The 18,971-nt window shown below is 61.9% G+C and carries 19 protein-coding genes; 4 read left to right on the forward strand and 15 right to left on the reverse strand.

Annotated features, from left to right (window positions below; translation table 11 throughout):
• Positions 1 to 50: 50 nt before the first annotated feature.
• The 14 genes from AAD018_RS16895 to AAD018_RS16960 form a co-directional block, all read right to left on the reverse strand.
• Positions 51 to 323 (reverse strand): hypothetical protein, encoded by a 273-nt coding sequence (locus AAD018_RS16895; RefSeq protein ID WP_367315671.1) that lies wholly within the window; start codon positions 321 to 323, stop codon positions 51 to 53.
• Complete coding sequence (hydA, locus tag AAD018_RS16900; RefSeq protein WP_367315670.1) at positions 323 to 1,783, reverse strand: dihydropyrimidinase; 1,461 nt, start codon at positions 1,781 to 1,783, stop codon at positions 323 to 325. The genes AAD018_RS16895 and hydA overlap by 1 nt, the downstream gene beginning before the upstream one ends.
• A complete protein-coding gene (locus tag AAD018_RS16905; RefSeq protein WP_367315669.1) occupies positions 1,780 to 2,220 on the reverse strand; it encodes a hypothetical protein in 441 nt (146 codons plus the stop codon). The genes hydA and AAD018_RS16905 overlap by 4 nt, the downstream gene beginning before the upstream one ends.
• The gene (locus tag AAD018_RS16910; RefSeq protein ID WP_367315668.1) at positions 2,217 to 3,467 is read right to left on the reverse strand and encodes a Zn-dependent hydrolase; all 1,251 of its coding nucleotides are present in this window, start codon (positions 3,465 to 3,467) and stop codon (positions 2,217 to 2,219) included. The genes AAD018_RS16905 and AAD018_RS16910 overlap by 4 nt, the downstream gene beginning before the upstream one ends.
• 67 nt (positions 3,468 to 3,534) lie before the next feature.
• Positions 3,535 to 4,836, reverse strand: a complete 1,302-nt coding sequence (gene preA / locus AAD018_RS16915) for an NAD-dependent dihydropyrimidine dehydrogenase subunit PreA (protein ID WP_367315667.1) — start codon at positions 4,834 to 4,836, stop codon at positions 3,535 to 3,537.
• Positions 4,837 to 5,187, reverse strand: coding sequence for a hypothetical protein (locus tag AAD018_RS16920; protein WP_367315666.1), 351 nt, complete (start codon positions 5,185 to 5,187; stop codon positions 4,837 to 4,839).
• A gap of 61 nt (positions 5,188 to 5,248) precedes the next feature.
• On the reverse strand, positions 5,249 to 6,577 hold the full coding sequence (locus tag AAD018_RS16925; protein ID WP_367315665.1) for an NAD(P)-dependent oxidoreductase: 1,329 nt from the start codon (positions 6,575 to 6,577) through the stop codon (positions 5,249 to 5,251).
• A gap of 169 nt (positions 6,578 to 6,746) precedes the next feature.
• Positions 6,747 to 8,369 (reverse strand): DUF4166 domain-containing protein, encoded by a 1,623-nt coding sequence (locus AAD018_RS16930; RefSeq protein ID WP_367315664.1) that lies wholly within the window; start codon positions 8,367 to 8,369, stop codon positions 6,747 to 6,749.
• A 198-nt stretch (positions 8,370 to 8,567) separates the two neighbouring features.
• Entirely contained in the window at positions 8,568 to 9,197 is a 630-nt protein-coding gene (locus tag AAD018_RS16935; RefSeq protein ID WP_367315663.1) for an MFS transporter, read from the reverse strand.
• A 118-nt stretch (positions 9,198 to 9,315) separates the two neighbouring features.
• Complete coding sequence (locus AAD018_RS16940) at positions 9,316 to 10,092, reverse strand: hypothetical protein (protein ID WP_367315662.1); 777 nt, start codon at positions 10,090 to 10,092, stop codon at positions 9,316 to 9,318.
• Between the two features lie 106 nt (positions 10,093 to 10,198).
• A complete protein-coding gene (locus AAD018_RS16945) occupies positions 10,199 to 10,456 on the reverse strand; it encodes a hypothetical protein (RefSeq protein ID WP_367315661.1) in 258 nt (85 codons plus the stop codon).
• 227 nt (positions 10,457 to 10,683) lie between these two features.
• The gene (locus tag AAD018_RS16950; protein ID WP_367315660.1) at positions 10,684 to 12,567 is read right to left on the reverse strand and encodes an acyl-CoA synthetase; all 1,884 of its coding nucleotides are present in this window, start codon (positions 12,565 to 12,567) and stop codon (positions 10,684 to 10,686) included.
• A 189-nt stretch (positions 12,568 to 12,756) separates the two neighbouring features.
• A complete protein-coding gene (locus tag AAD018_RS16955) occupies positions 12,757 to 13,278 on the reverse strand; it encodes an SRPBCC family protein (protein WP_367315659.1) in 522 nt (173 codons plus the stop codon).
• Positions 13,279 to 13,331: 53 nt separating this feature from the next.
• Positions 13,332 to 13,529, reverse strand: coding sequence for a tautomerase family protein (locus tag AAD018_RS16960; protein WP_367315658.1), 198 nt, complete (start codon positions 13,527 to 13,529; stop codon positions 13,332 to 13,334).
• Positions 13,530 to 13,631: 102 nt separating this feature from the next.
• Between AAD018_RS16960 and AAD018_RS16965 the strand changes: the two genes are divergently transcribed.
• Positions 13,632 to 14,213: a TetR/AcrR family transcriptional regulator gene (locus AAD018_RS16965; RefSeq protein WP_367315657.1), complete on the forward strand. Its 582-nt coding sequence runs from the start codon at positions 13,632 to 13,634 to the stop codon at positions 14,211 to 14,213.
• 146 nt (positions 14,214 to 14,359) lie between these two features.
• Here AAD018_RS16965 and AAD018_RS16970 read toward each other — a convergent pair whose 3' ends face one another.
• Positions 14,360 to 14,716, reverse strand: coding sequence for a cupin domain-containing protein (locus AAD018_RS16970; RefSeq protein WP_367315656.1), 357 nt, complete (start codon positions 14,714 to 14,716; stop codon positions 14,360 to 14,362).
• Between the two features lie 211 nt (positions 14,717 to 14,927).
• On the opposite strand from AAD018_RS16970, the gene AAD018_RS16975 reads away from it, so the two are divergent.
• From AAD018_RS16975 to AAD018_RS16985, 3 genes are all read left to right on the forward strand, one after another.
• Entirely contained in the window at positions 14,928 to 16,004 is a 1,077-nt protein-coding gene (locus AAD018_RS16975; protein ID WP_367315655.1) for a hypothetical protein, read from the forward strand.
• A gap of 108 nt (positions 16,005 to 16,112) precedes the next feature.
• Complete coding sequence (locus tag AAD018_RS16980) at positions 16,113 to 17,228, forward strand: hypothetical protein (RefSeq protein WP_367315887.1); 1,116 nt, start codon at positions 16,113 to 16,115, stop codon at positions 17,226 to 17,228.
• 120 nt (positions 17,229 to 17,348) lie between these two features.
• On the forward strand, positions 17,349 to 18,971 hold the full coding sequence (locus AAD018_RS16985; protein WP_367315654.1) for an ArnT family glycosyltransferase: 1,623 nt from the start codon (positions 17,349 to 17,351) through the stop codon (positions 18,969 to 18,971).

Here is an 18,971-nt window from a genome sequence, read left to right on the forward strand (position 1 = left end):
ACCCGGGACCTCTTGGTCCGAGGATACATTCTTTGCTGTCTGGCTAGAGATCACGACTGCGACAATTCCTGTAGGAGCGCATCAAGCTTATCTTTCGGCATGATCCAGTCGGGTTTCGATGTATCATGAAACAATCCCATCGCGATCACCGGGCCATCTGAGGTTTCGCGTTGTTCAATGAGAGTGAGGTTGGTCTCCCCCCTGCCCGTCTTGCGAAAAGAGGAAGATCTAAGAAGACGCCTTAAATCCATGGCGGCCTTGCGTTTTGTTCGATAGCCTTCGTAGCTCATAAACCAGTCAGGCAGGTCTGCATCTCCGCCCATTAGATCCCCGCCGGGATGTTCATCGGATCGCGCTGGATCTGTTTGGGGGCGGTGAGCTCTTTCCACTGGCTGAGCGCCTTGGAGGCGCTGGCGAAGGGGGGGCGCTTGACGAAACGGCCTCGGCCGGGTTGCGGCTGGGAGTTCTGGCCCCAGGACCAGATCACCTCGCCCCGGCTGAGCGTATGGCGCGCCTGGGCTGTGACCTCCCATCCTTCGAAGACGTTGTAGTCGAGGACCGAATGGTGGTTGGCCGGAGAGATCGTCTTGGAGATCTTGGGGTCCCAGACGACGATATCGGCATCGGCGCCTTCGACGATGGCGCCTTTCTGGGGATAGATGTTGAGGATCTTGGCCACATTGGTCGAGGTGACGGCGACGAATTCCTCGGGCGTCAAGCGGCCGGTTTCGACGCCTTTAGTCCAGAGGACGGCGAGGCGCTCCTCCAGCCCGTTCGAGCCATTGGGGATCAGGGTGAAATTGTCGATGCCCATCCGCTTTTGCTCGGTCGTGAAGGCGGCGTGATCTGTGGCGACGACCTGCAGGGATCCGGCCTGAAGACCGGCCCAGAGGCTGTCCTGATGGTCCTTGGACCGGAAGGGCGGGGACATCACCCGGCGGGCGGCATGCTCCCAATCGGTGTGGAAATATTCGCTTTCATCGAGGGTCAGGAACTGGATCAGCGGCTCGCCGTAGACGCGCATCCCCTTCTGGCGCGCGCGGCGGATGGCCTCGTGGGCCTGCTCGCAGCTGACATGGACGATATAAAGCGGCGTGCCGGCGGCATCGGCGATGGTGATGGCGCGGTTGGCGGCCTCGCCTTCGAATTCGGGCGGGCGGGAATAGGCGTGGCCTTCGGGGCCGGTGATGCCCTTGGCCAGCATCTCGGCTTGCATGTCGGCGACCAGATCGCCGTTCTCGGCATGGACCATGGGCAGCGCGCCCAGCTCGCGGCAGCGCTTGAAGGAGGCGAACATCTCGTCATCCTCGATCATCAGCGCGCCCTTGTAGGCCATGAAATGCTTGAACGAGTTGACGCCCATCTCGACGGCGTCCTTCATTTCGGCAAAGACACTCTCGTTCCAGCCGGTGATCGCCATGTGATAGCCGATGTCGGAACAGATCTGCGGGGCGGATTTGCGGTGCCATTCGTTGATGGCGTTCTTGATCGAACCATCCTCGCCCGGCAGGCAGAAATCGACGAGCATCGTGGTGCCGCCTGTGGCCGCGGCCCAGGTGCCGCTTTCGAAGGTCTCGGCGGCGGTGGTGCCCATGAAGGGCATCTCCAGATGCGTATGCGGATCGATCCCGCCGGGGATGACATAGGCGCCTTCGGCGTCGATCACCTCGTCGCCGGAGAGGTTCTCGCCAATCTGCTTGATCGTCTCGCCCTCGATGAGGACATCGGCTGTCCACTGCCGGTCCGCGGTGAGGACGGTGCCGTTTTTGATGACTTTGGTCATTGCTGGCTCCAGTAATCGTAGAAAGCTTGAGGTTCTCGCCGCTCGGCACGGCTCCCCATTCCTCCCCAGGACCAGTTTCCGCCGGTCCGAAAGGGTCCTGGGACTAAATAGGCATCGAATTCAAGATAGTATCTGAGCGCTACTGATGCCGGCGGCTTCTCTTCTGCTCGCAATCCTTCCAGCGATTGTTGGACGTCTGACACTTCCTCAGATGTGAAGAACGCGTCATACGATTGTCCGTCGACAACAGGTCCCTGCGGTTCGTCGACGTCCACCGGCGAGAATTCCTCCACGATATCTTCGGCGATCTCACCTGCTTCCCAGCGATACCAAAACAGGTACTCGTCGGGAGATCGAGACGAAAGGAGATCGGGTACAGCACAGACTTTGGACAGATTTGTTTTGCGTCTTTGCCCCTGGATCAGTGCGTCAGTCACTCCACGATCTCCGCCGTTTCGACTACCGCGTGGAAGAGCACGTTCGCCCCGGCTTCGGCCCATTCGGGGGAGATCTCCTCGGCCTCGTTGTGGCTGAGACCGTCCACGCAGGGGCACATGACCATGGCGGTGGGGGCGACGCGGTTGATCCAGCAGGCGTCGTGGCCCGCGCCCGAGATCAGGTTCATATGCGTGAAGCCCAGCCGTTCAGCGGCATTTCGGACGGCGGTGACGCAGCCCTCGTCGAACTTGACCGGATCGAAGCCGCCGACCTTTTCGAACTCAACCGACAGACCCGCCGCGTCGCAGATGGCTTGCGCCTCTTTGCGCAGGCGGGCCTCCATATCCTCGATCACCTCCAGCTCGGGCGAGCGGAAATCGACGGTGAAGACCGTTTTGCCGGGGATCACGTTGCGGGAGTTGGGATAGACGTCGATATGACCCGCCGCGCCGACCGCGTGGGGGGCGTGGCTGAGCGCGATCTCGTTCACCTTCTCGAGGATCCGCGCCATGGCGAGGCCTGCATCCTTGCGCATCGGCATGGGAGTGGAGCCGGTATGGCTGTCTTTGCCGGTCACCGTCACCTGCGTCCAGGAGAGGCCCTGACCGTGGGTGACGACGCCGATCTCCTTGCCTTCGGCGTCGAGGATCGGACCCTGTTCGATATGCAGCTCGAAGAAGGCGTGCATCTTGCGGGCGCCGACCTCCTCCTCGCCGCGCCAGCCGATCCGGTCGAGTTCATCCCCGAAGCGTTTGCCCTCGGCATCTGTCCGGCCCTCGGCCCAGTCCTGCGCATGCACGCCCGCAAAAACGCCGGAGGCGAGCATGGCGGGGGCAAAGCGGGTGCCTTCTTCGTTGGTCCAGTTGGTGACGACGATGGGATGCCTAGTCTTGATGTCCATATCGTTGAGCGAGCGCAGGATCTCGAGCCCGCCAAGAACGCCCAGAACGCCGTCGTATTTCCCGCCCGTCGGCTGGGTGTCGAGATGCGAGCCGACATAGACCGGCAGCGCGTCGGGATCGATGCCGGGGCGGGTGGCGAACATGTTGCCGAGGCTATCAAGACCCATCGTGCAGCCAGCTGCCTCGCACCAGCTTTGAAAGAGCGCGCGGCCTTCGGCATCGGCATCGGTGAGCGTCTGGCGGTTGTTGCCGCCCGCGATGCCGGGGCCGATCTTGGCCATCTCCATCAGGCTGTCCCAGAGGCGCGCGCCGTCGATCTTGAGGTTTTCGCCGGGGGCGGGCATGGGCAGGTTCCTTCTGGGCTGGGCCGCGCTACGCTATCAGCGGGCCTAGGGCAGTCAAGCGGGGGGCTTACTCCGCAGCGCGCGCGGCCGGGTTGTTGGGGTGGGTGGTCCAGTTGGCGTAGTCCGCCTCGACCGTTTTGCCGGTGCGCGGATCGACCGTGCCGGGGGCCAGCTCCTCCATCGTGATGCAGTTCTCGACCGGGCAGACATCGACGCAGAGGTTGCAGGCGACGCATTCGGCGTCGATCACCTCGAAAACGCGGCCCTCGCCGATGCTGATGGCCTGATGGGAGGTGTCCTCGCAAGCGGCATAGCAGCGGCCGCATTTGATGCAGGCGTCCTGATCGATGCGGGCCTTGGTGACGTAGTTGAGGTTGAGGTGCTGCCAGTCGGTGACGTTCGGGACGGCGCGGCCCATGAGGTCGGGCAGGCTCAGATCCTTCTCGTCGAGATAGGTGGAGAGGCCCGCTGTCATCTCCTCGACGATCTTGAAGCCGTAGGTCATCGCCGCCGTGCAGACCTGGACCGTGCCGCAGCCCAGTGCGATGAATTCGGCCGCGTCGCGCCAGGTCGTCACCCCGCCGATGCCGGAGATCGGCAGGCCGCGCGTTTCGGCATTGCGCGCAATCTCGGAGACCATGGACAGCGCGATGGGCTTGACCGCCGGGCCGCAATAGCCGCCATGGGAGCCTTTGCCGTCAATGGTCGGCTCGGGCGCCATCAGGTCGAGATCAACGGACGTGATCGAGTTGATCGTGTTGATGAGGCTGACCGCATCGGCGCCGCCCCGATGGGCCGCTTCGGCAGGTTTGCGGATATCGGTGATGTTTGGCGTGAGCTTCACGATCACGGGCATGCGGGTGTTCTGCTTGCACCAGCGGGTGACCATCTCGATATATTCGGGCACCTGCCCGACAGCAGAGCCCATGCCCCGTTCGCTCATCCCGTGGGGGCAGCCGAAGTTCAGCTCGATCCCGTCGGCGCCGGTCTCTTCGACGCGGGGCAGGATCGCCTTCCACGCGCCCTCCTCGCAAGGCACCATGAGTGAGACGACCATGGCGCGGTCGGGGAAATCACGTTTGACGATCTTGATCTCGTCGAGATTGGTCTGGAGCGGGCGATCGGTGATGAGCTCGATATTGTTGAGGCCCAGAAGGCGGCGGTCGGCGCCATAAATCGCGCCATAGCGAGGACCATTGACGTTGACGACGGGCGGGCCTTCCTCGCCGAGGGTCTTCCAGACGACGCCGCCCCACCCCGCCTCGAAGGCGCGGCGGACGTTGTATTCCTTATCCGTCGGCGGCGCGGAGGCGAGCCAGAAGGGATTGGGGCTTTTGATGCCTACGAAATCGGTGGTCAGGTCGGCCATTCAGCTGTCTCCCTCTATCGGTACGTCGCAAATCTGAAATGCGTTCTGATACTGCCCGATATTTTCCTGATTGAAGGCCGCAACCTTCTCTTGTGTCATATCGTCAAGCGGCACATCGGCGATTGTCGACATATCCAGCATGCCGGGCAGCGTCTCGGCGAGACAATCGCAGCTTGCGCGGCACTGGGCATCCTCTTCGCCGCAATAGGCAAAGCAGGACTGGCTCAACCCGTTGGCGATGCCTCTTGCGAACCCGTCCAGATCGTCTCCGATCCTGTGCTGATCCGCATGGCTCTCGGGAGTTCCAAACGCCAGTGTCACGATGGCCAATAGCAAGACATGCACCTTCATCTGAACGCTTTCCCGGACAAAGACAGGCCCGCGGGGCGTCGTGTGGGTTGTCGGACGGAATTCATGCCGTCAGTGCCACGTGGATGCTCTCTGCCGCGTCGCGGCCTTCGGCGACGGCGGTCACAGTCAGATCGTTGCCGCCTGCGGCGCAGTCGCCTCCAGCCCAGACACCATCTAGCGAGGTGCGTCCGGCGGCGTCGACGGCGATCTTGCTGCCGTCGAGCGTCAGGCCATTGGGCGCGCCGTCGAGGCGCTGGCCGATGGCGCGGAAGATCTGGTCGGCGGCGAGGCGCAGGATCTCTCCGGTCGGGGTCAGGCCCGCCTCGGTCTGGGCCGTATATTCCAGTTCGATCTCGCGGACGGCGCCGTTGCCGTGGATCGCCTTGGGCTGGACGTTGAACATCAGGCGCACGCCTTTCGACGCGGCGAGGTCCTGTTCGTAGCGGCTGGCGGACATCCGGGACTGATCGCGGCGGTAGGCGATGGTGACGGTTTCGGCCCCGAGCAGCTTGGACTGAACGGCGGCATCGACCGCCGTCATCCCGCCGCCGATCACTACGACGTTGCGGCCGACGGGGAGCCGGGTCAGATCATCGGCCTGGCGCAGATCGGCAATGAAATCAACGGCGTCGCGAAGGCCGTCCTTGTCCTCCCCCTCTGCGCGCAAGGCGTTCACGCCCGAGAGGCCGATGCCGAGGAAGACGGCGTCGTGGCTGTCCCGCAGGGCGTCCAGCGTGATCTGCTGGCCGAGCGCATGTTCCGTCTTGAGGGTGATCCCGCCAATCTGGAGGAGCCAATCGACCTCTTCCTGCGCGAAATCGTTCGGGGTCTTATAGGCGGCGATGCCGTATTCGTTGAGCCCGCCCGGCTGGGGTTTCGCATCGTAGAGCGTCACGTCGTGGCCATGCATCGCGAGGCGGTGCGCGCACGCCAGACCGGCGGGCCCCGCGCCGACGACCGCAACCGATTTGCCGGTGGCGGGGGCGCGGGTGAAGGGGTGCTTGCCCGAGGCCATGAGCGTGTCGGTCGCGTAGCGCTGGAGGCGCCCGATCTCGACCGGTTTGCCTTCGGCCATCTCGCGCACGCAGGCCTCTTCGCACAGCTCTTCGGTCGGGCAGACGCGGGCGCACATGCCGCCTAAGATATTGGCATCCAATATGGTTTCGGCTGCATTTTCGGAATGGCCCGCCTGAATCTGGCGGATGAAGAGCGGGATGTCGATCGCCGTTGGGCAGGCCGTGATACAAGGCGCGTCATAGCAGAAATAGCAGCGGTCGGCGGCGACGGCGGCCTCGTGCGGCGCAAAGGGCGGGTGCAAGTCCGAGAAGTTGCGGGCGATGTCTTCTTCGGTGATGCGTCCGGGGGAAATGCCGGGGGCGCGCGCGTCCATTCCGTGGCTCCTCTTGCTGCGGTCGGAGTGAAGAGACTGACACAGCGGGAAAAATGTGCAAATGGTAAATATCAAGCAGGTTTAGAATTGGAGCGGCGGCCTACGAGCGGGGTACAGGTGCCCATGGAAAGGTCAGTTCTGCTGATCTTTGTGCGCTTTCTAGGCGATGTCAGACCGGCTTGAGATATCCCTGATAGCGGACGACAAGCTCTTTCGTCAGCGGTGCGTGGATGGCGACGTCGAACTGGAAAACACCATCTTTTTCCGTTTCGCTGGCGTAGCTTACAGGCAGGCTCCATGCAGGAAGCGGGATGTGACCGGGCAGGAATGCCGCTGTCACGGGCCAGCTGAGGCGGTCCGTTTGCGGGGTCAGATCGATGGCGAAGATCATCGGGCCGAAGCGTTCGGTCAGGCCGCCGGCCCAGCGCGACAGATGTGATGAGAAAGAGCGAGCCCCGAAGGTGCGGGTCCAGGTCTCTCCTGTCTCGGTGGGCGTTTTGACGACGCTGACCGGAACGTCCTCCGATGCGTCCGGAAAGCGGAAAAGCAAAGCGATCAGAAGGGGATAGAGGCCCTGGCCGCGTGTGATCGAGGCGCGGCCCTCGAACCGGCGCGGGGCGTGGACCCGGTGGCTGTCCTTGACCGCGTCAGGAAGCGTGTCGAAGGCAGGACTGAGGAGGCGCGGGATCAGCGGGGCGGTTTGCGCCGAGTGCGTTTCGAAGCGAATGGCCAGATCGGACATGGCGGCGGTGTAGTCCTCGAGCGGGCGTTCGGCGAGGGCGGGACGCGCGCCGGGCGGGATTTCGTGCAGGTGGCGCAGCAGGGTGCGGGCGGGGATGGCGGGAATGTAAGGCCCCTCCCCGGCTTCGGCGAGAAGGCTCCATGTCTTTGTTTTTATGTCGTTATCTTCGCGCCCCGTCACCGTGACGACCATCCCACCCTTGTCCGATCCGAAGGGGGCGAGGGCCTTTGCCGCAAGCTCCATCAGGCGGATGACCCAGCCGGGCATGGGCGCTTTGGTGGCCGCCCTGAGGCGGGAGATGAGGACGAGGCCGTGGTTCATGATGGGCAGTTCGAGGCCTGCGCGGAAGGTGCCGGTTTGGGCGTCGAAGGCGTCCGGGAGGAGGCGCTGGTCGGGGGTTTCGATCCACCAGCCCCAGCGTTTGAGGCCTCCGGGCAAAGTGTAGCTTTTTCGGGAGGACCAGCTGCGGAAGGGGACCGTCTGTCCGGCGATGCGGTGGGGGCGGGAGGTGCCCACCTGAGAGAGGATGCTAGCCATGACGGAGCGGCCGCGCGGGGCGCGGTTTCCTGGCAGGATCGCGGTATCTATAGTGTTGATTTTGCTCATATCTTTGGCGAGATGAGCGACGGCCGAGGAAGAGAGGGCAGGGGTGCTGGAGACGCCGGAGAGGGCGATGCATCCGGCGGTCTTTGCGGTGTCGTCAAGGGCGCTGATGCCCGCGCAGAACTCGGCGTCGTCGGAGAGGTCGAGGTAGTGGATCCCGCTTTGCAGGCAAGCGCGGGGGAGAGCGTAGGGGTCGTCTCCGTAGGCGTGGAATGGGCCTGCGGCATCGACGAGGGCATCGATGAAGAGGCCGTCCAGCGCAGAGAGGTCGGGCCCGCGATGGAGCTGAATTGCCTTTTTGTTCAAGCGTTTGGCTGTATCCCGGGCGCGCTGGAGAGAGCGGCCTGCGATCCAGACGGTGTGACCGTCGTGCGCCAGAAGCTCGGCCAGGCGGGAGCCGAAGACCCCTGCCCCGCCGAGGATAACGATGTTCAAAGACCGGTTCATGACCGCGTTGTTAAGGCGGCCAGTGGCGGATGTCAGGCGGGTTTGGACGTCTTGAGCGAATCGAAGGTAAACGCCTTTTGTTTCACCGATTTGGGCCTTCGGTATCCGGTCGGTATTGCGTCGGTATCTGGTCGGTGGATTTTCGACATGGGTCCGCGTTAACGATGCGTTCCCAGAACTGGTGGCGCAACGGGCCGATCAGGCGGTTTTTTGCGGCGCTGTCCACCTTAGGGCGAGGACAAGCGCGGCGAGGATCGAGAGGGCGGAGAGACCCGCAAGCGGAGCGAAGCCTGCCGTTTCGAAGATCGGTTTGTAGGCGGCGGTGCCCGCGAACATCGCAGCATAGGTGACGAAGCTGTTGAGGCCCATCACCGCGCCCCGGCGGGCGGGGTCGAGCGCGGTCAGGTTTCCGATCAGCAGGTTGAGCGCGAGGTGATTGGCCGCGCCCCAGATCGGGCAGACCGTCAGAAGAAGCGCGGCGGTCCCGGAGGCGAGCGCGGGCAGGATGCCGGGAATGGCGAGAGCGCGGATCGGCGAGGTCGCGGCGCGGGCGGTTTTCGGGTCCTCCGCGCGCGCCAGCTTGCGCAGACCGAGTGTCGTCATCAGGCTGGTAGCGATCAGCGTAACGTAAACGGCGCACCATCCAGCCAGATCGGCGATCAGGGCCGAGATCGTGACACCGGCCACAGGGCTAAGGGCCCAGCCGGTCAGAACCGTGCCGAGCGTCCGGCTTTCCTTCCCTTCCGGCGCGATCTGCGCAGCGAGACTGTAAACTGAAGGAAGGGCCAGACCGGCGGCGGCTCCGGCGAGGGTTTGGGCGACGATCACAGAGCAGCAAGGAGGCGACAGGGCTGGCCGCAAGGCAAATCGTCAACGCGACCAACGTCAGATAGAGCGCGCGGTGACATCTCGCACCGAAGCGATGGAGAGCACAAGGGTCAGTCTCTCACATAAGCGAGATGTCGAAATACTCTTCGAGCCATCTGATCTTTGCAATGAAGTCCTTGTCCGACTTTAACTCCCCTGCTTCTGAAGCGGTGATCCCCGGCCGCCTTTTCTGGTCGGGGGTTCGATTGCTGCCAGTGGTCTGCTCGATCGCAAGCGATGCCTCTTCTCGGGATTGCTCAAGCCCTATCGGGGCATATAGTTTCTCCTGCACCCACTGGGGGCCGTCGGACGTCACGAAGCCGTCCAGGTGAAGCGGCCGTATGTCGAAGAAATCGTCTTCGACCATTTTCTGGAGTCCGGAAATGGATGCGGATAGCCGCGTTTTGTAGTGCGGGATTGTGTAATCGAATGCTCCGGCCAGCGAATTGAAGTTCGAATAGATATTTCGCAAGCAGTAGAAATGGGTTACCGATCTATTGGACGGCCCAAACAGCGCCTTCGTGTCCTGATATGACCGTTCTATAAGAGGCTTTTTCAGCCCAACTACTTTCAAATCACCCCAGTCGACCTTGTCGTTTCGGCTGGTCTTCGAAAACAGTCGATACGCTTCAATAACGGCTTCGTTGCGGCGCTTCGCATAGCCCTTTTCCATCCGCCGACCCACGTAATTCTCATCGACCGTCTGAACGAACTGAGCGAGCATCTTGTAGGAGGTGGGATCCATTTCGCCTTGTATGCGGCATCCCGGCACGTGGTTCACAAGATTGCAGAACTGCCTTGTACCGGCCCTCGGGAAGCCGCCGATGATTACAATGCGTCGGGTCTGGGGGGGCATGGCATGACTTCGAGAACGTTCTGAACGCCTCATTAGGTCAACCGAAAGGCGTTGGGCAACCTCGACCTGCTGTTCTGTGCCCCCGCCGTCCGGCCAAGACGCCCGCCTAGTCGCGACCTTTCTTGCGATCCTCTTCGGGCAGGTTCTCCCACCACTCGGCGTAGGAGGAGTTCCAAGGCGCTTTGCGGGTTTCGTCCGGCGCGCCGTCGGTCCACCAGACATCGCCCCGTTCGCCCAGCGCTTCCTTGGCGGATTGCACGCCGTCGCGGGCTGTCTTGAGGTCATCTTCGGTTTGTGCATCCCGGACGGCGCGGCGCGCGGACATGAGCGCCTTGACGTGACCATGGCGTATGGTCTCGCTCATGCTGGGATCGGTTTTCCGCCACAACCTGCCCTTGGCGACGAAGTAGCGTCCATCCGGCGTTTCTGGAAAACTCTTATCTGACATGCCCGGAAAAACCGGCTGTCCCAGTTTAAGTTCCTTGGCCCATCCCCTTTATTTTCATAGTGCGGCAGCATGTCGCGCGGGCAGTTTGTGGGGAACCTTTCGGGTGATGGAAAAGCCCGGCGGGGTCCGCCGGGCCTGCGAGGTCAGGCCGCCCAGTCCCAGGGGCGGGTATAGTCGCCGAGCACCTTCGTGACGGCGGCATCGTCGACCTCGCCCTTTTTGGAGAGCTTGGCGACCAGTCCGCGCTTCTTGTCCTCGACCACCTCCGTCACCTCAGCGTTGAGGTTCGCCTCGGTCAGGGCGTGGTTGTAGATGCGTGTGATCGCTTTTTTGCGCAGGTCCGGCTTGAAGATCTTGCCGACAGCGGTCTTGGGCAGCTCGTCCATGATCTCCAGATATTTGGGATAGGCCGCGCGTTCGTGGATGTGGCTTTTCGCGTATTCGATCAGCTCGTCCTCGGTGACCGTCGCGCCGTCGACAAGCTCGACATAGGCGCATGGCAGCTCTCCGGCATGGGCGTCGGGCTGGCCGATGGCGCCGGCGAAGGCGACGGCCTCGTGCCCGGCCAGTGCCTCTTCGATCTCGGCGGGATCGAGGTTGTGGCCGCCGCGGATGATCAGATCCTTGGCGCGACCGGTGATCCAGAGATAGCCGTCTTCGTCCAGGCGGCCCAGATCGCCGGTGCGCAGGTAGACGTCGTGGTGGAAGAGGTCATGGTTTTTGTCGACCTCGGTATAGGTCGATCCGGCATAGACGCCGGGGCTGTCGATGCAGATCTCGCCGATCTCGTCGGTGGCGCATTCATAGGGCCCCTCGGCGGTGTGTTTGAGGATCTTGACGTTGGTATGCGGGAAGGGGATGCCGATGGAGCCGACCTTCTTCTCGCCGTCCGGCGGGTTGATCGAGACGAGGCAGGTCGCCTCGGTCAGGCCGTAGCCCTCGCAGATGGTGACGCCTGCGGCCTTTTCGAATCGCTTGAACAGCTCGACCGGGAGCGGGGAGGAGCCGCAGAAGGCGGTCGTCATCTTTGAGATGTCCGCATCGACGGGGCGCTGCATGAGGGCCGACATGGCGGTCGGCACGGTGATCATGAAGGTGATGCCGTGGCGTTCGCAGAGCTTCCAGAAGTTGTCGAAGACGCCGTCCCCCCGGTAGCCTTGCGGCGTGGGGAAGACGATATGCGCACCCGATTTGAGCGATGCGCCGAGGACGACGATGGCAGCGAAGACGTGGAACATCGGGAGAGGACACATCAGCGCGTCCTCTTCGGTGAAGAGAAGCCGGTGGCCGAGCCAGCCGTTATAGACAATGCCGGAGAACCGGTGCTGGGCGACCTTGGGCGTACCGGTGGTGCCGCCAGTGTGGAAATAGGCGGCGACGCGGTCCTGGGTCGCGTCGGGGAAGTCGAGCGTTGTGTTCTGCTTGGCGCATTCGGCGGTGAAGCTGGCGACCTTGGCGTTGTGCGAGACCGGGTTTTTAGGGCGGATGAGCGGGACGATCAGCTTTTTAACGCCGGTCAGGTAGCGGTGCAGATCGACCTCGAGCACGTGTTTAACATTGGGCGCGAGCTTGACGGCTTCAGCGGCCTTTTGCGCGACGTCGGTCTTGGGGAAGGCGCGCAGCGTGACGAGGACCTTGGCGCCCGTCTCGCGCAGGATGGCGGCGATCTGGTCGGCATCGAGCAGCGGATTGATCGGGTTGACGATCCCCGAGACCTGACCGGCCACATAGGTCACGACCGTTTCGTTGCAGTTGGGCAGAAGGTAGGCGACGACGTCGCTCTCCCCCACGCCGAGCGAGCGGAAGAGATTGGCGGCCTGGCAGACCTGCCCGTGAAAGTCAGACCAGGTCAGCGTCTCGGCCTTGTCGGTCGGACCCGAGAAAAGCTGATAGGTCACTGCCGGACGATCGGGGAACTTCGCGGCGGTTTCGCTGAGCATGGCAAAGGTCGTCTTGGGAACGTCCCGCGCCTCCCATTCGCTTTCAGCCTCAATGGAATCGCGGTCTGCGACGGACGCAAATGTCATATATATCCTCCCAAGCGGCCACTGCAGCGGCCTTGTTCTCCTCAGAGCCCAAAGTGGGTTGATTTGCCGCGCGCCGCAAGTCTGACGCCGCGAAAGAGGTGGATTGGAGTGGTGAGGGAGGTATCGAGATGTCCGCTTTGCGTGCGAGGCTGCCGTTCGATCTGGTGAGTCAAACGGCAGCTTGCCAGATCAAGCGAATGTTTCGCGAGCTTTCATAGCTTTCTTTGATGCGTCGGCCTTTACCTTGCGCAGGTGCGGCTTCCCTGTCTCGGCATAGTGTTTCAGTTCCTCAGTCGCCTCCCGCAGAACTTTGCCGAACTGCAGCTTCATCACTGGGCCCATCAGGATGCTGAAAGGGAAGGCGATATCGGCGTTGAGCTCCATGTCGACTTTGCTCTTGTTCCCGGAAGGATGAACGGTCCAGCTGTTCACAAGCCGTTTCACGAAGCCGGGCATTTTGTCACCGGTAGCAGAGTAGGCGACATGGCGTCTGTTGTCATCAAACGCTTCGATGGTCTCGGTGAACGGCCCGAGCGAGGTCTGGCACACCCGTCCCGCAACGGGAGCGGCTGGCACCTTTGGCGTTCCGGGTCGCGCATGCGAGGCGTAGACGCTCGATGCCCAATCGCCCGCGTTGGTGTAATTCGGGCCCAGAATGTCCCAGACCCTTTCTGCGGGCGCATTGATGGTGATGGTTTTGCTGATTTTCATGGTTGATCTCCTGAAGATGATGGGAGCGGGCCCAGCCCACCCCCCCTGATCGGTTAGCCGATCACATTTCCGCCCATCGCGTATCCGCCCTCGACGGTCTCCTCGATGTGCACGTTGATGTATTGCTTGATGTCGCCTTTGCCGCTGTCGGACGCGACGGTATTCAACCCATCCGTCAGCGTGCTGACGATCTCGGCCTTTTCGTCTTTGGTCCATGCGGATTTCGGAACTGTAACTCGAATAGTCGGCATGTGGTCTCCTTTGATTTCGCTGAGGTGTTGCGTTTTGCATCACATAATGTATTTTGCACCGAACGACGTATAATGCAACACATGATGTAAAATAAATTGGATATGGCCAGACCACGTAAATTTGACGAAAACGAAGCACTTCAAAAGATGGTTCAGGTTTTCTGGCGCCATGGCTTCGACGCGACCACCACAAGAATGCTGGAGGACGCCACAGGGATCGGTGTACGTGGGATCGCCAATACTTTTGGCGATAAGGAAGAGATTTTCCTCAAGGTCCTTGGCGCTTACACCGAGATGGCACGTGGGGTAGTAAAAACGGTTTACGATCCGCCGAGGTTGGAGGCCGCCCAGATATTGTTTCAGAGCCTTGCGCAAGCGACAGATGATCCCGATGACGTGACGAATTGCGGGTGCCTGATGGTAAACACCGTCTTTGAACTCGGGCGAGCCAGCCCGCGCGTCCGCGATGCCGTGGAGGCCTACCGTTCAATGTGGCGCGAGGCGTTTCGCAAAGCTGCGATTGCAGATGGAGTATCCGACCCGGATGCACGCGCGGAATTTCTCTTGGGGCTACTATGGGGCGCGCTTAGTCAAATACGCTTGATGGGGTCCACAACAGCGGCGGCACCGATGGCACAGATCGCCGTCGAGACAATCGAGGGCTGGAAGCGACAAATCGCCTGATCTTGCGGAAGATGACGACTAAGAGAGAATGCCCCTCAGTGCCAACTGCCGACATTCTTTAGCTCTGCAGCAACTTGGTAGGTATGGGCTCGAAGCGGACATTCCTGGGATTAAGAGTGATCCTCTAGGTGGTCTGGCCCCGCACCTCAAATCGAGGGTTTCGGGGCGGCCGTCGTAGGGTCTCCGGTGTTGGGGGTGCCGGTGGGTTCGATGAGGAGGATGTGGGCTTCGCCTCCGACGGAGCGGGGGCGGTGTTCGATGCCGGCGGGGACGACGAAGAGGTCTCCGGCTTTCATGGCGACGGGGCCGTCCGGCAGGTCGATTTCGATCTCGCCCTTGATGACCAGAAAGAAATCGTCGGTGTCCGGGTGGGAATGCCAGTGGAACTCGCCTTCGAACTTGGCGACCATCACGTCGTTGCCGTTGTAGGTGGCGACGATGCGGGGGCTCCAGTGCTCGTCGAATTGGGCCAGTTTGCGGGTTAGCGTGACGGGGTCGGGCATTCCTGGATCCTTTTTCGGCGCCCGTCGAGCAGAGCATGCGTAGATCCGGCGGGCAACCGGGCGGCGATGATGGTCTGTAACAGGATCCATCTTCGCCAGCGGGCTAAAATGCAACGCCCGCCCTTCAAATGCCTACTTCTTTGATGAAAAGCGCGATAACCTGCCCCATATCTCCACCCGAGGACACAGTTGCGAAGGGACGACTTTTCATATGGCCGATTTCGAGACCCAGATTAAGACCAGCCAGGCCCAGGTGGCCGAAGCGCAGAGCAAGATTTCAGAGCTGACCAGCCGGATCGAGACGGCCCGCCAGAAGATGGCGAACGGCACGGATATTTCGGTCGATATCGAGAATGCCTCGCTGGAAGATGTGCATGCGCATACCGATGCGATGAACGCCAACATCGCCGAGCTGATCATGGGTCTGGACGATGTGACGTCGCAATTCTCGAAGGATTTCGACGAGATGCGCAACAAGACGGGCTGGGAAAGCTTTGTCGGTGTCTTCGCCAAGGCCAAGGCGGAATCGATGCGTCAGGAGCGGATGCGCACCGCCTCGGTTGATGACAAGCTGCAGGATCTGATCTCGAAATCCGATACGATCGTGTCGCTGCTGCAGGGGCAGCTGGATGTGCTGAACGAGCAGAAGGTGACGGTCGAGAAGAACCTCGTCGGCACGCTCGAAGAGCGCGAGGCCGTCGTGGGCGAGCTGGAAGGGCTGCGGGCGGAAATCCAGGGCATGGATCCCAAGATTATCGAGCTGGAGAACAAGATCTCGGTCGAGCAGGATGCGGCGACGCGCACGCAGCTGGAGACCGAGCTGGCGGCGCTGAACACCAAGTACAACGAGATGGTTCAGCAGGAGCAGGTGCAGCTGGCCAAAAGCCAGACGCTGGAGCGGTATATCGAGAAGGGCAAGACCTGGACCGACAGCCTGCAGAACCAGGCGGCGACGCAGATGGTGCTGATCAACAAGCTGCAGACGGATACCAAGCAGCGCGTGGTGCTTTACGATGCGCTGACCAAGTCGCTGAAGACCGCGCAGCAGCAGGACGTGGCGCACCGGATCAACGAGATCGGCGTGCAGACGGACCAGGAAGCGCAAACGGCGATGGCCGCGATCGGATCGGCCACCAATACGCGAATGGCCGAGATGATGGAGGCGCATGAGGGCCACATGGTCTTTGCCCGCGAGATCCTCGAGGCGAAGGCCAAGGCGGATGAACGCTTTGCCCGGCGGTTCGAGAAGATCGTCGAGAAGCACGACAAGAACCTTTATGGCGGCTGAGGGCGGCGCGCCTGACCAGGGGCTCTGCCCCCGCCGCCCGGGGGGCGGCTCCCCCGAGGTATTTTTCGCAAGATGAGGACGCCCCTTGACCGTCCGGCAGAGTTCGACATGACCGATGCGTCCCAGGAGACGGCCCTGCACGACACCCGTGTGACGCGGCGGTATTTTCGCAAGTTCGAGGCGATCACCCAGCATCTGGGACGCGTCGCCGCGACGATGGAGGCGGAGGATCGGCTGTCGCGCGATGACGTGGACGTGCTGGCGCGCTATCTCGTGGGGCTGACCTATACGTTCAAGGCGCTGGGGCTGAAGTACCTTTTCGCGGGGCGCACGCCAGAGGCCTCGCAGCTGCGGATTGACCGGGACGAGAGCGGGTTTCCCGTCTTTTCGGAGCTGCTGGAGATGGCGTCCGACGCGGCGCAGGCCGAGCGGCATCTGGGGCAGGGGCGCGATCCGGAGGCTCTCAAGGACGAGATGATGCGGGTGATCCTGGGCGATCTGGAGATCCCGACAAAGCTGCAATTCGCGATGAGCCAGCGGCTTTACTACGAGGAGATGGCCAAGGGGCAGCTGTTCTGGGCGCGCAACGATCCCGAGGCGATCTGGCGCGGCACGGAAGGCGGCAGACGCCGGTTCCTGATCCACTGGGCGGTCTATGACAGCCAGATCAACCTGCCCACGATCTATCTGATGGAGCTTGAGGATTCGGGGAAGGTCGCGCTGCCTAAGGACGACCGGCGCTGGCCCGCGGCGCAGGCTCACTTAAGCGCGCAGGCGATCGCGCATCTCAAGCTGGTGACGATCGCGCGGGGATTTGACCGGGATTTCGACGATCTGCATCCCAAGCGGCTACGGCGGTTTCATATCGGGCCGATGTATTCGAACGCCTTCACCAAGCAGACCGGCCCGTTGAGCGAGGTTCTGGCGGCCGCGCGCGCACCCGCAGGCCAGGACTGGGCGCTGGCCTGGACCGAGGAGGAGCTGGTCAGCGAGCGGGTCGAGCACGAGAAATCAGGCTGGTTCGGCACGGTGGAGCGGGAGATCTTCGCGCTCGACATGTTTGCGCAGCAAGGCGCCGTCGATATCGGCGCCAGCTCGGTCTCGCGGTCGGTCATCCTGCCGCAACGGGCCTATCAGGTCCTAAGCGAGCGGCGCCCGCCAGGCTTTTCCGAGATCCGAAAGTTCGTCGTCTCGCCCAAGGGGCGGGTATTGAGCTACAGGTGAAGGGCGGGATTTGAGTATTTTTAGCCAGATGAAGGGGATCGCCCCGATACCGCTTGTCTATCCCTGCTGTTTCGCTTGTCGCATAACGCGCGGAGCCGGTTCGAAAGCCGAGGGTACAGTATGAGCGGAACTAGCGATCAAGCGAGCGCGCGTGACGAGGCCCCGTCGGCGCGATCGGTTTCGTCTGCGCGTGAGCAGAAGACCGGCTGGTGGAGCGACGGCATCGCGATTGCGCTTGCTGTCCTCGCCCTGCTTTTCGGCGTGGTCAAGCACAGTCCCTTTTTCGTGGATGATGCCTATATCTCGCTGAGATATGCGGAGAACCTTGTGTGTTGCGGGGAGCTGACCTGGAACATCGGTGAGTATCACGAGGGCTATACGAACTTTCTTTATGTACTGATGTCGGCCGCCCTCATGGCGGTCGGGCTGGAGCCGATTGTTGCTGTACGTCTGCTTAACGTGGTGGCCGCGGTCTTTTTGATCGCACTTGTGGCCTGGGGGCTGCGGCTGGTGGCGCCCGGCCGCGCGATGGCTTTGGCCAGAGGAGCTCTTGTCCTAACGATCGGTCTGACGCCTGGTATTGCGATCTGGGTTCTGGGCGGGCTGGAGCCTGTTGTGCTTGGCGCGTTTCTCACGGGAGGAACAGTCAGTTTGCTTCTTGTCCTTCGGGACGGTTTGACTTGGCGCAATGGTTTGCTGACGGCTAGTGCGTTCTCCTTTGCCGTGCTGACGCGGATGGATGCGGCGGTTTTCATCGGCGCGACCGGGTTGAGCGTCTTTGCGGCTCTAGACGGATCGTGGCGGCGGCGGTTTGTGATCGCTTTCATTGCAGCGGGGATTCCAGCGCTTGTCTCGTTCGGGCATATGGCCTGGCGCATCTCGTATTATGGTGAATTTTTCCCGCTGACATTCTATACCAAGACTGGGGTTCCACAGGAACTGAGGGTGTTAAGTTCCGCCCTTTACAGCCGCTCAGTGATGCGGTGGGCACCCGCGATCCTGATCGCGATCTTTTCTCTCGTTCTGCTGGTCACACAGCGACGGCGCGACGCACGGCTTGCCCTGCTGGGCCTGCCTTTGCTCGCTCAGGCGATCTATATCACCTGGTCTGGCGCCGATCATATGATCGGTGCCCGGATGGCGGTGCCTTTCATGGGTGTTGCGATGATCTTTGTCGGTGCGCTCGCAGCGTCGTTTGCGCCGAAGATAAGGGCGCTTCTTCCGGCTCTTGCTCTGGGAAGCAGTCTCGCTATGAGCATCGTTGTGGCGCCTGCCGGGCCGGATCGTGTGGTCTCGGATGCGCGCGCGATCGGGGCTTATATTGAAAAAAACTGGGCTCCGGGTCAGATCATCGCACTTCATACGGCAGGAGCGATCCCGTTCTATGCGGATAAGCATACATATATCGACCTGCTTGGACTGATCGATCCGGTGATCGCCAAGCGGGAGGAGTTTCCCATTGTAACCCTTGCCCAGATCGTGCCGGGCCACAGCAAGGGATCGGGGAAGTACGTTTTGTCGCGTGACCCCGATATCATCATCGCCGGGCTTGTGCGGGGTGGCGTGATCGAGGATCCGGCTTTCCTGACGGATGTGGAACTGGCAGATTTGGAAGAATTTGCGCGATGCTACGTCCTGCGCGAGGTCGAGGTGCCATATCGTCGCCGTGTACTTGGAACTGACTGGACTGCGCCGGGGCACTTTACATTCCGGTATTACGAAAGGGTTTGCGAGGGGAGTTGA

The organism is Aestuariibius insulae, assembly GCF_040783535.2.
Taxonomy (GTDB): domain Bacteria; phylum Pseudomonadota; class Alphaproteobacteria; order Rhodobacterales; family Rhodobacteraceae; genus Aestuariibius; species Aestuariibius insulae.

Excerpts from the sequence above, each read along its gene's own strand:
- AAD018_RS16895 (WP_367315671.1), bottom strand. The coding sequence starts at position 323 with ATGGGCGGAGATGCAGACCTGCCTGACTGGTTTATGAGCTACGAAGGC.
- hydA (WP_367315670.1), bottom strand. The coding sequence starts at position 1,783 with ATGACCAAAGTCATCAAAAACGGCACCGTCCTCACCGCGGACCGGCAG.
- AAD018_RS16910 (WP_367315668.1), bottom strand. The coding sequence starts at position 3,467 with ATGCCCGCCCCCGGCGAAAACCTCAAGATCGACGGCGCGCGCCTCTGG.
- preA (WP_367315667.1), bottom strand. The coding sequence starts at position 4,836 with ATGGCCGACCTGACCACCGATTTCGTAGGCATCAAAAGCCCCAATCCC.
- AAD018_RS16920 (WP_367315666.1), bottom strand. The coding sequence starts at position 5,187 with ATGAAGGTGCATGTCTTGCTATTGGCCATCGTGACACTGGCGTTTGGA.
- AAD018_RS16925 (WP_367315665.1), bottom strand. The coding sequence starts at position 6,577 with ATGGACGCGCGCGCCCCCGGCATTTCCCCCGGACGCATCACCGAAGAA.
- AAD018_RS16930 (WP_367315664.1), bottom strand. The coding sequence starts at position 8,369 with ATGAACCGGTCTTTGAACATCGTTATCCTCGGCGGGGCAGGGGTCTTC.
- AAD018_RS16940 (WP_367315662.1), bottom strand. The coding sequence starts at position 10,092 with ATGCCCCCCCAGACCCGACGCATTGTAATCATCGGCGGCTTCCCGAGG.
- AAD018_RS16945 (WP_367315661.1), bottom strand. The coding sequence starts at position 10,456 with ATGAGCGAGACCATACGCCATGGTCACGTCAAGGCGCTCATGTCCGCG.
- AAD018_RS16950 (WP_367315660.1), bottom strand. The coding sequence starts at position 12,567 with ATGACATTTGCGTCCGTCGCAGACCGCGATTCCATTGAGGCTGAAAGC.
- AAD018_RS16955 (WP_367315659.1), bottom strand. The coding sequence starts at position 13,278 with ATGAAAATCAGCAAAACCATCACCATCAATGCGCCCGCAGAAAGGGTC.
- AAD018_RS16960 (WP_367315658.1), bottom strand. The coding sequence starts at position 13,529 with ATGCCGACTATTCGAGTTACAGTTCCGAAATCCGCATGGACCAAAGAC.
- AAD018_RS16965 (WP_367315657.1), top strand. The coding sequence starts at position 13,632 with ATGGCCAGACCACGTAAATTTGACGAAAACGAAGCACTTCAAAAGATG.
- AAD018_RS16970 (WP_367315656.1), bottom strand. The coding sequence starts at position 14,716 with ATGCCCGACCCCGTCACGCTAACCCGCAAACTGGCCCAATTCGACGAG.
- AAD018_RS16975 (WP_367315655.1), top strand. The coding sequence starts at position 14,928 with ATGGCCGATTTCGAGACCCAGATTAAGACCAGCCAGGCCCAGGTGGCC.
- AAD018_RS16980 (WP_367315887.1), top strand. The coding sequence starts at position 16,113 with ATGACCGATGCGTCCCAGGAGACGGCCCTGCACGACACCCGTGTGACG.
- AAD018_RS16985 (WP_367315654.1), top strand. The coding sequence starts at position 17,349 with ATGAGCGGAACTAGCGATCAAGCGAGCGCGCGTGACGAGGCCCCGTCG.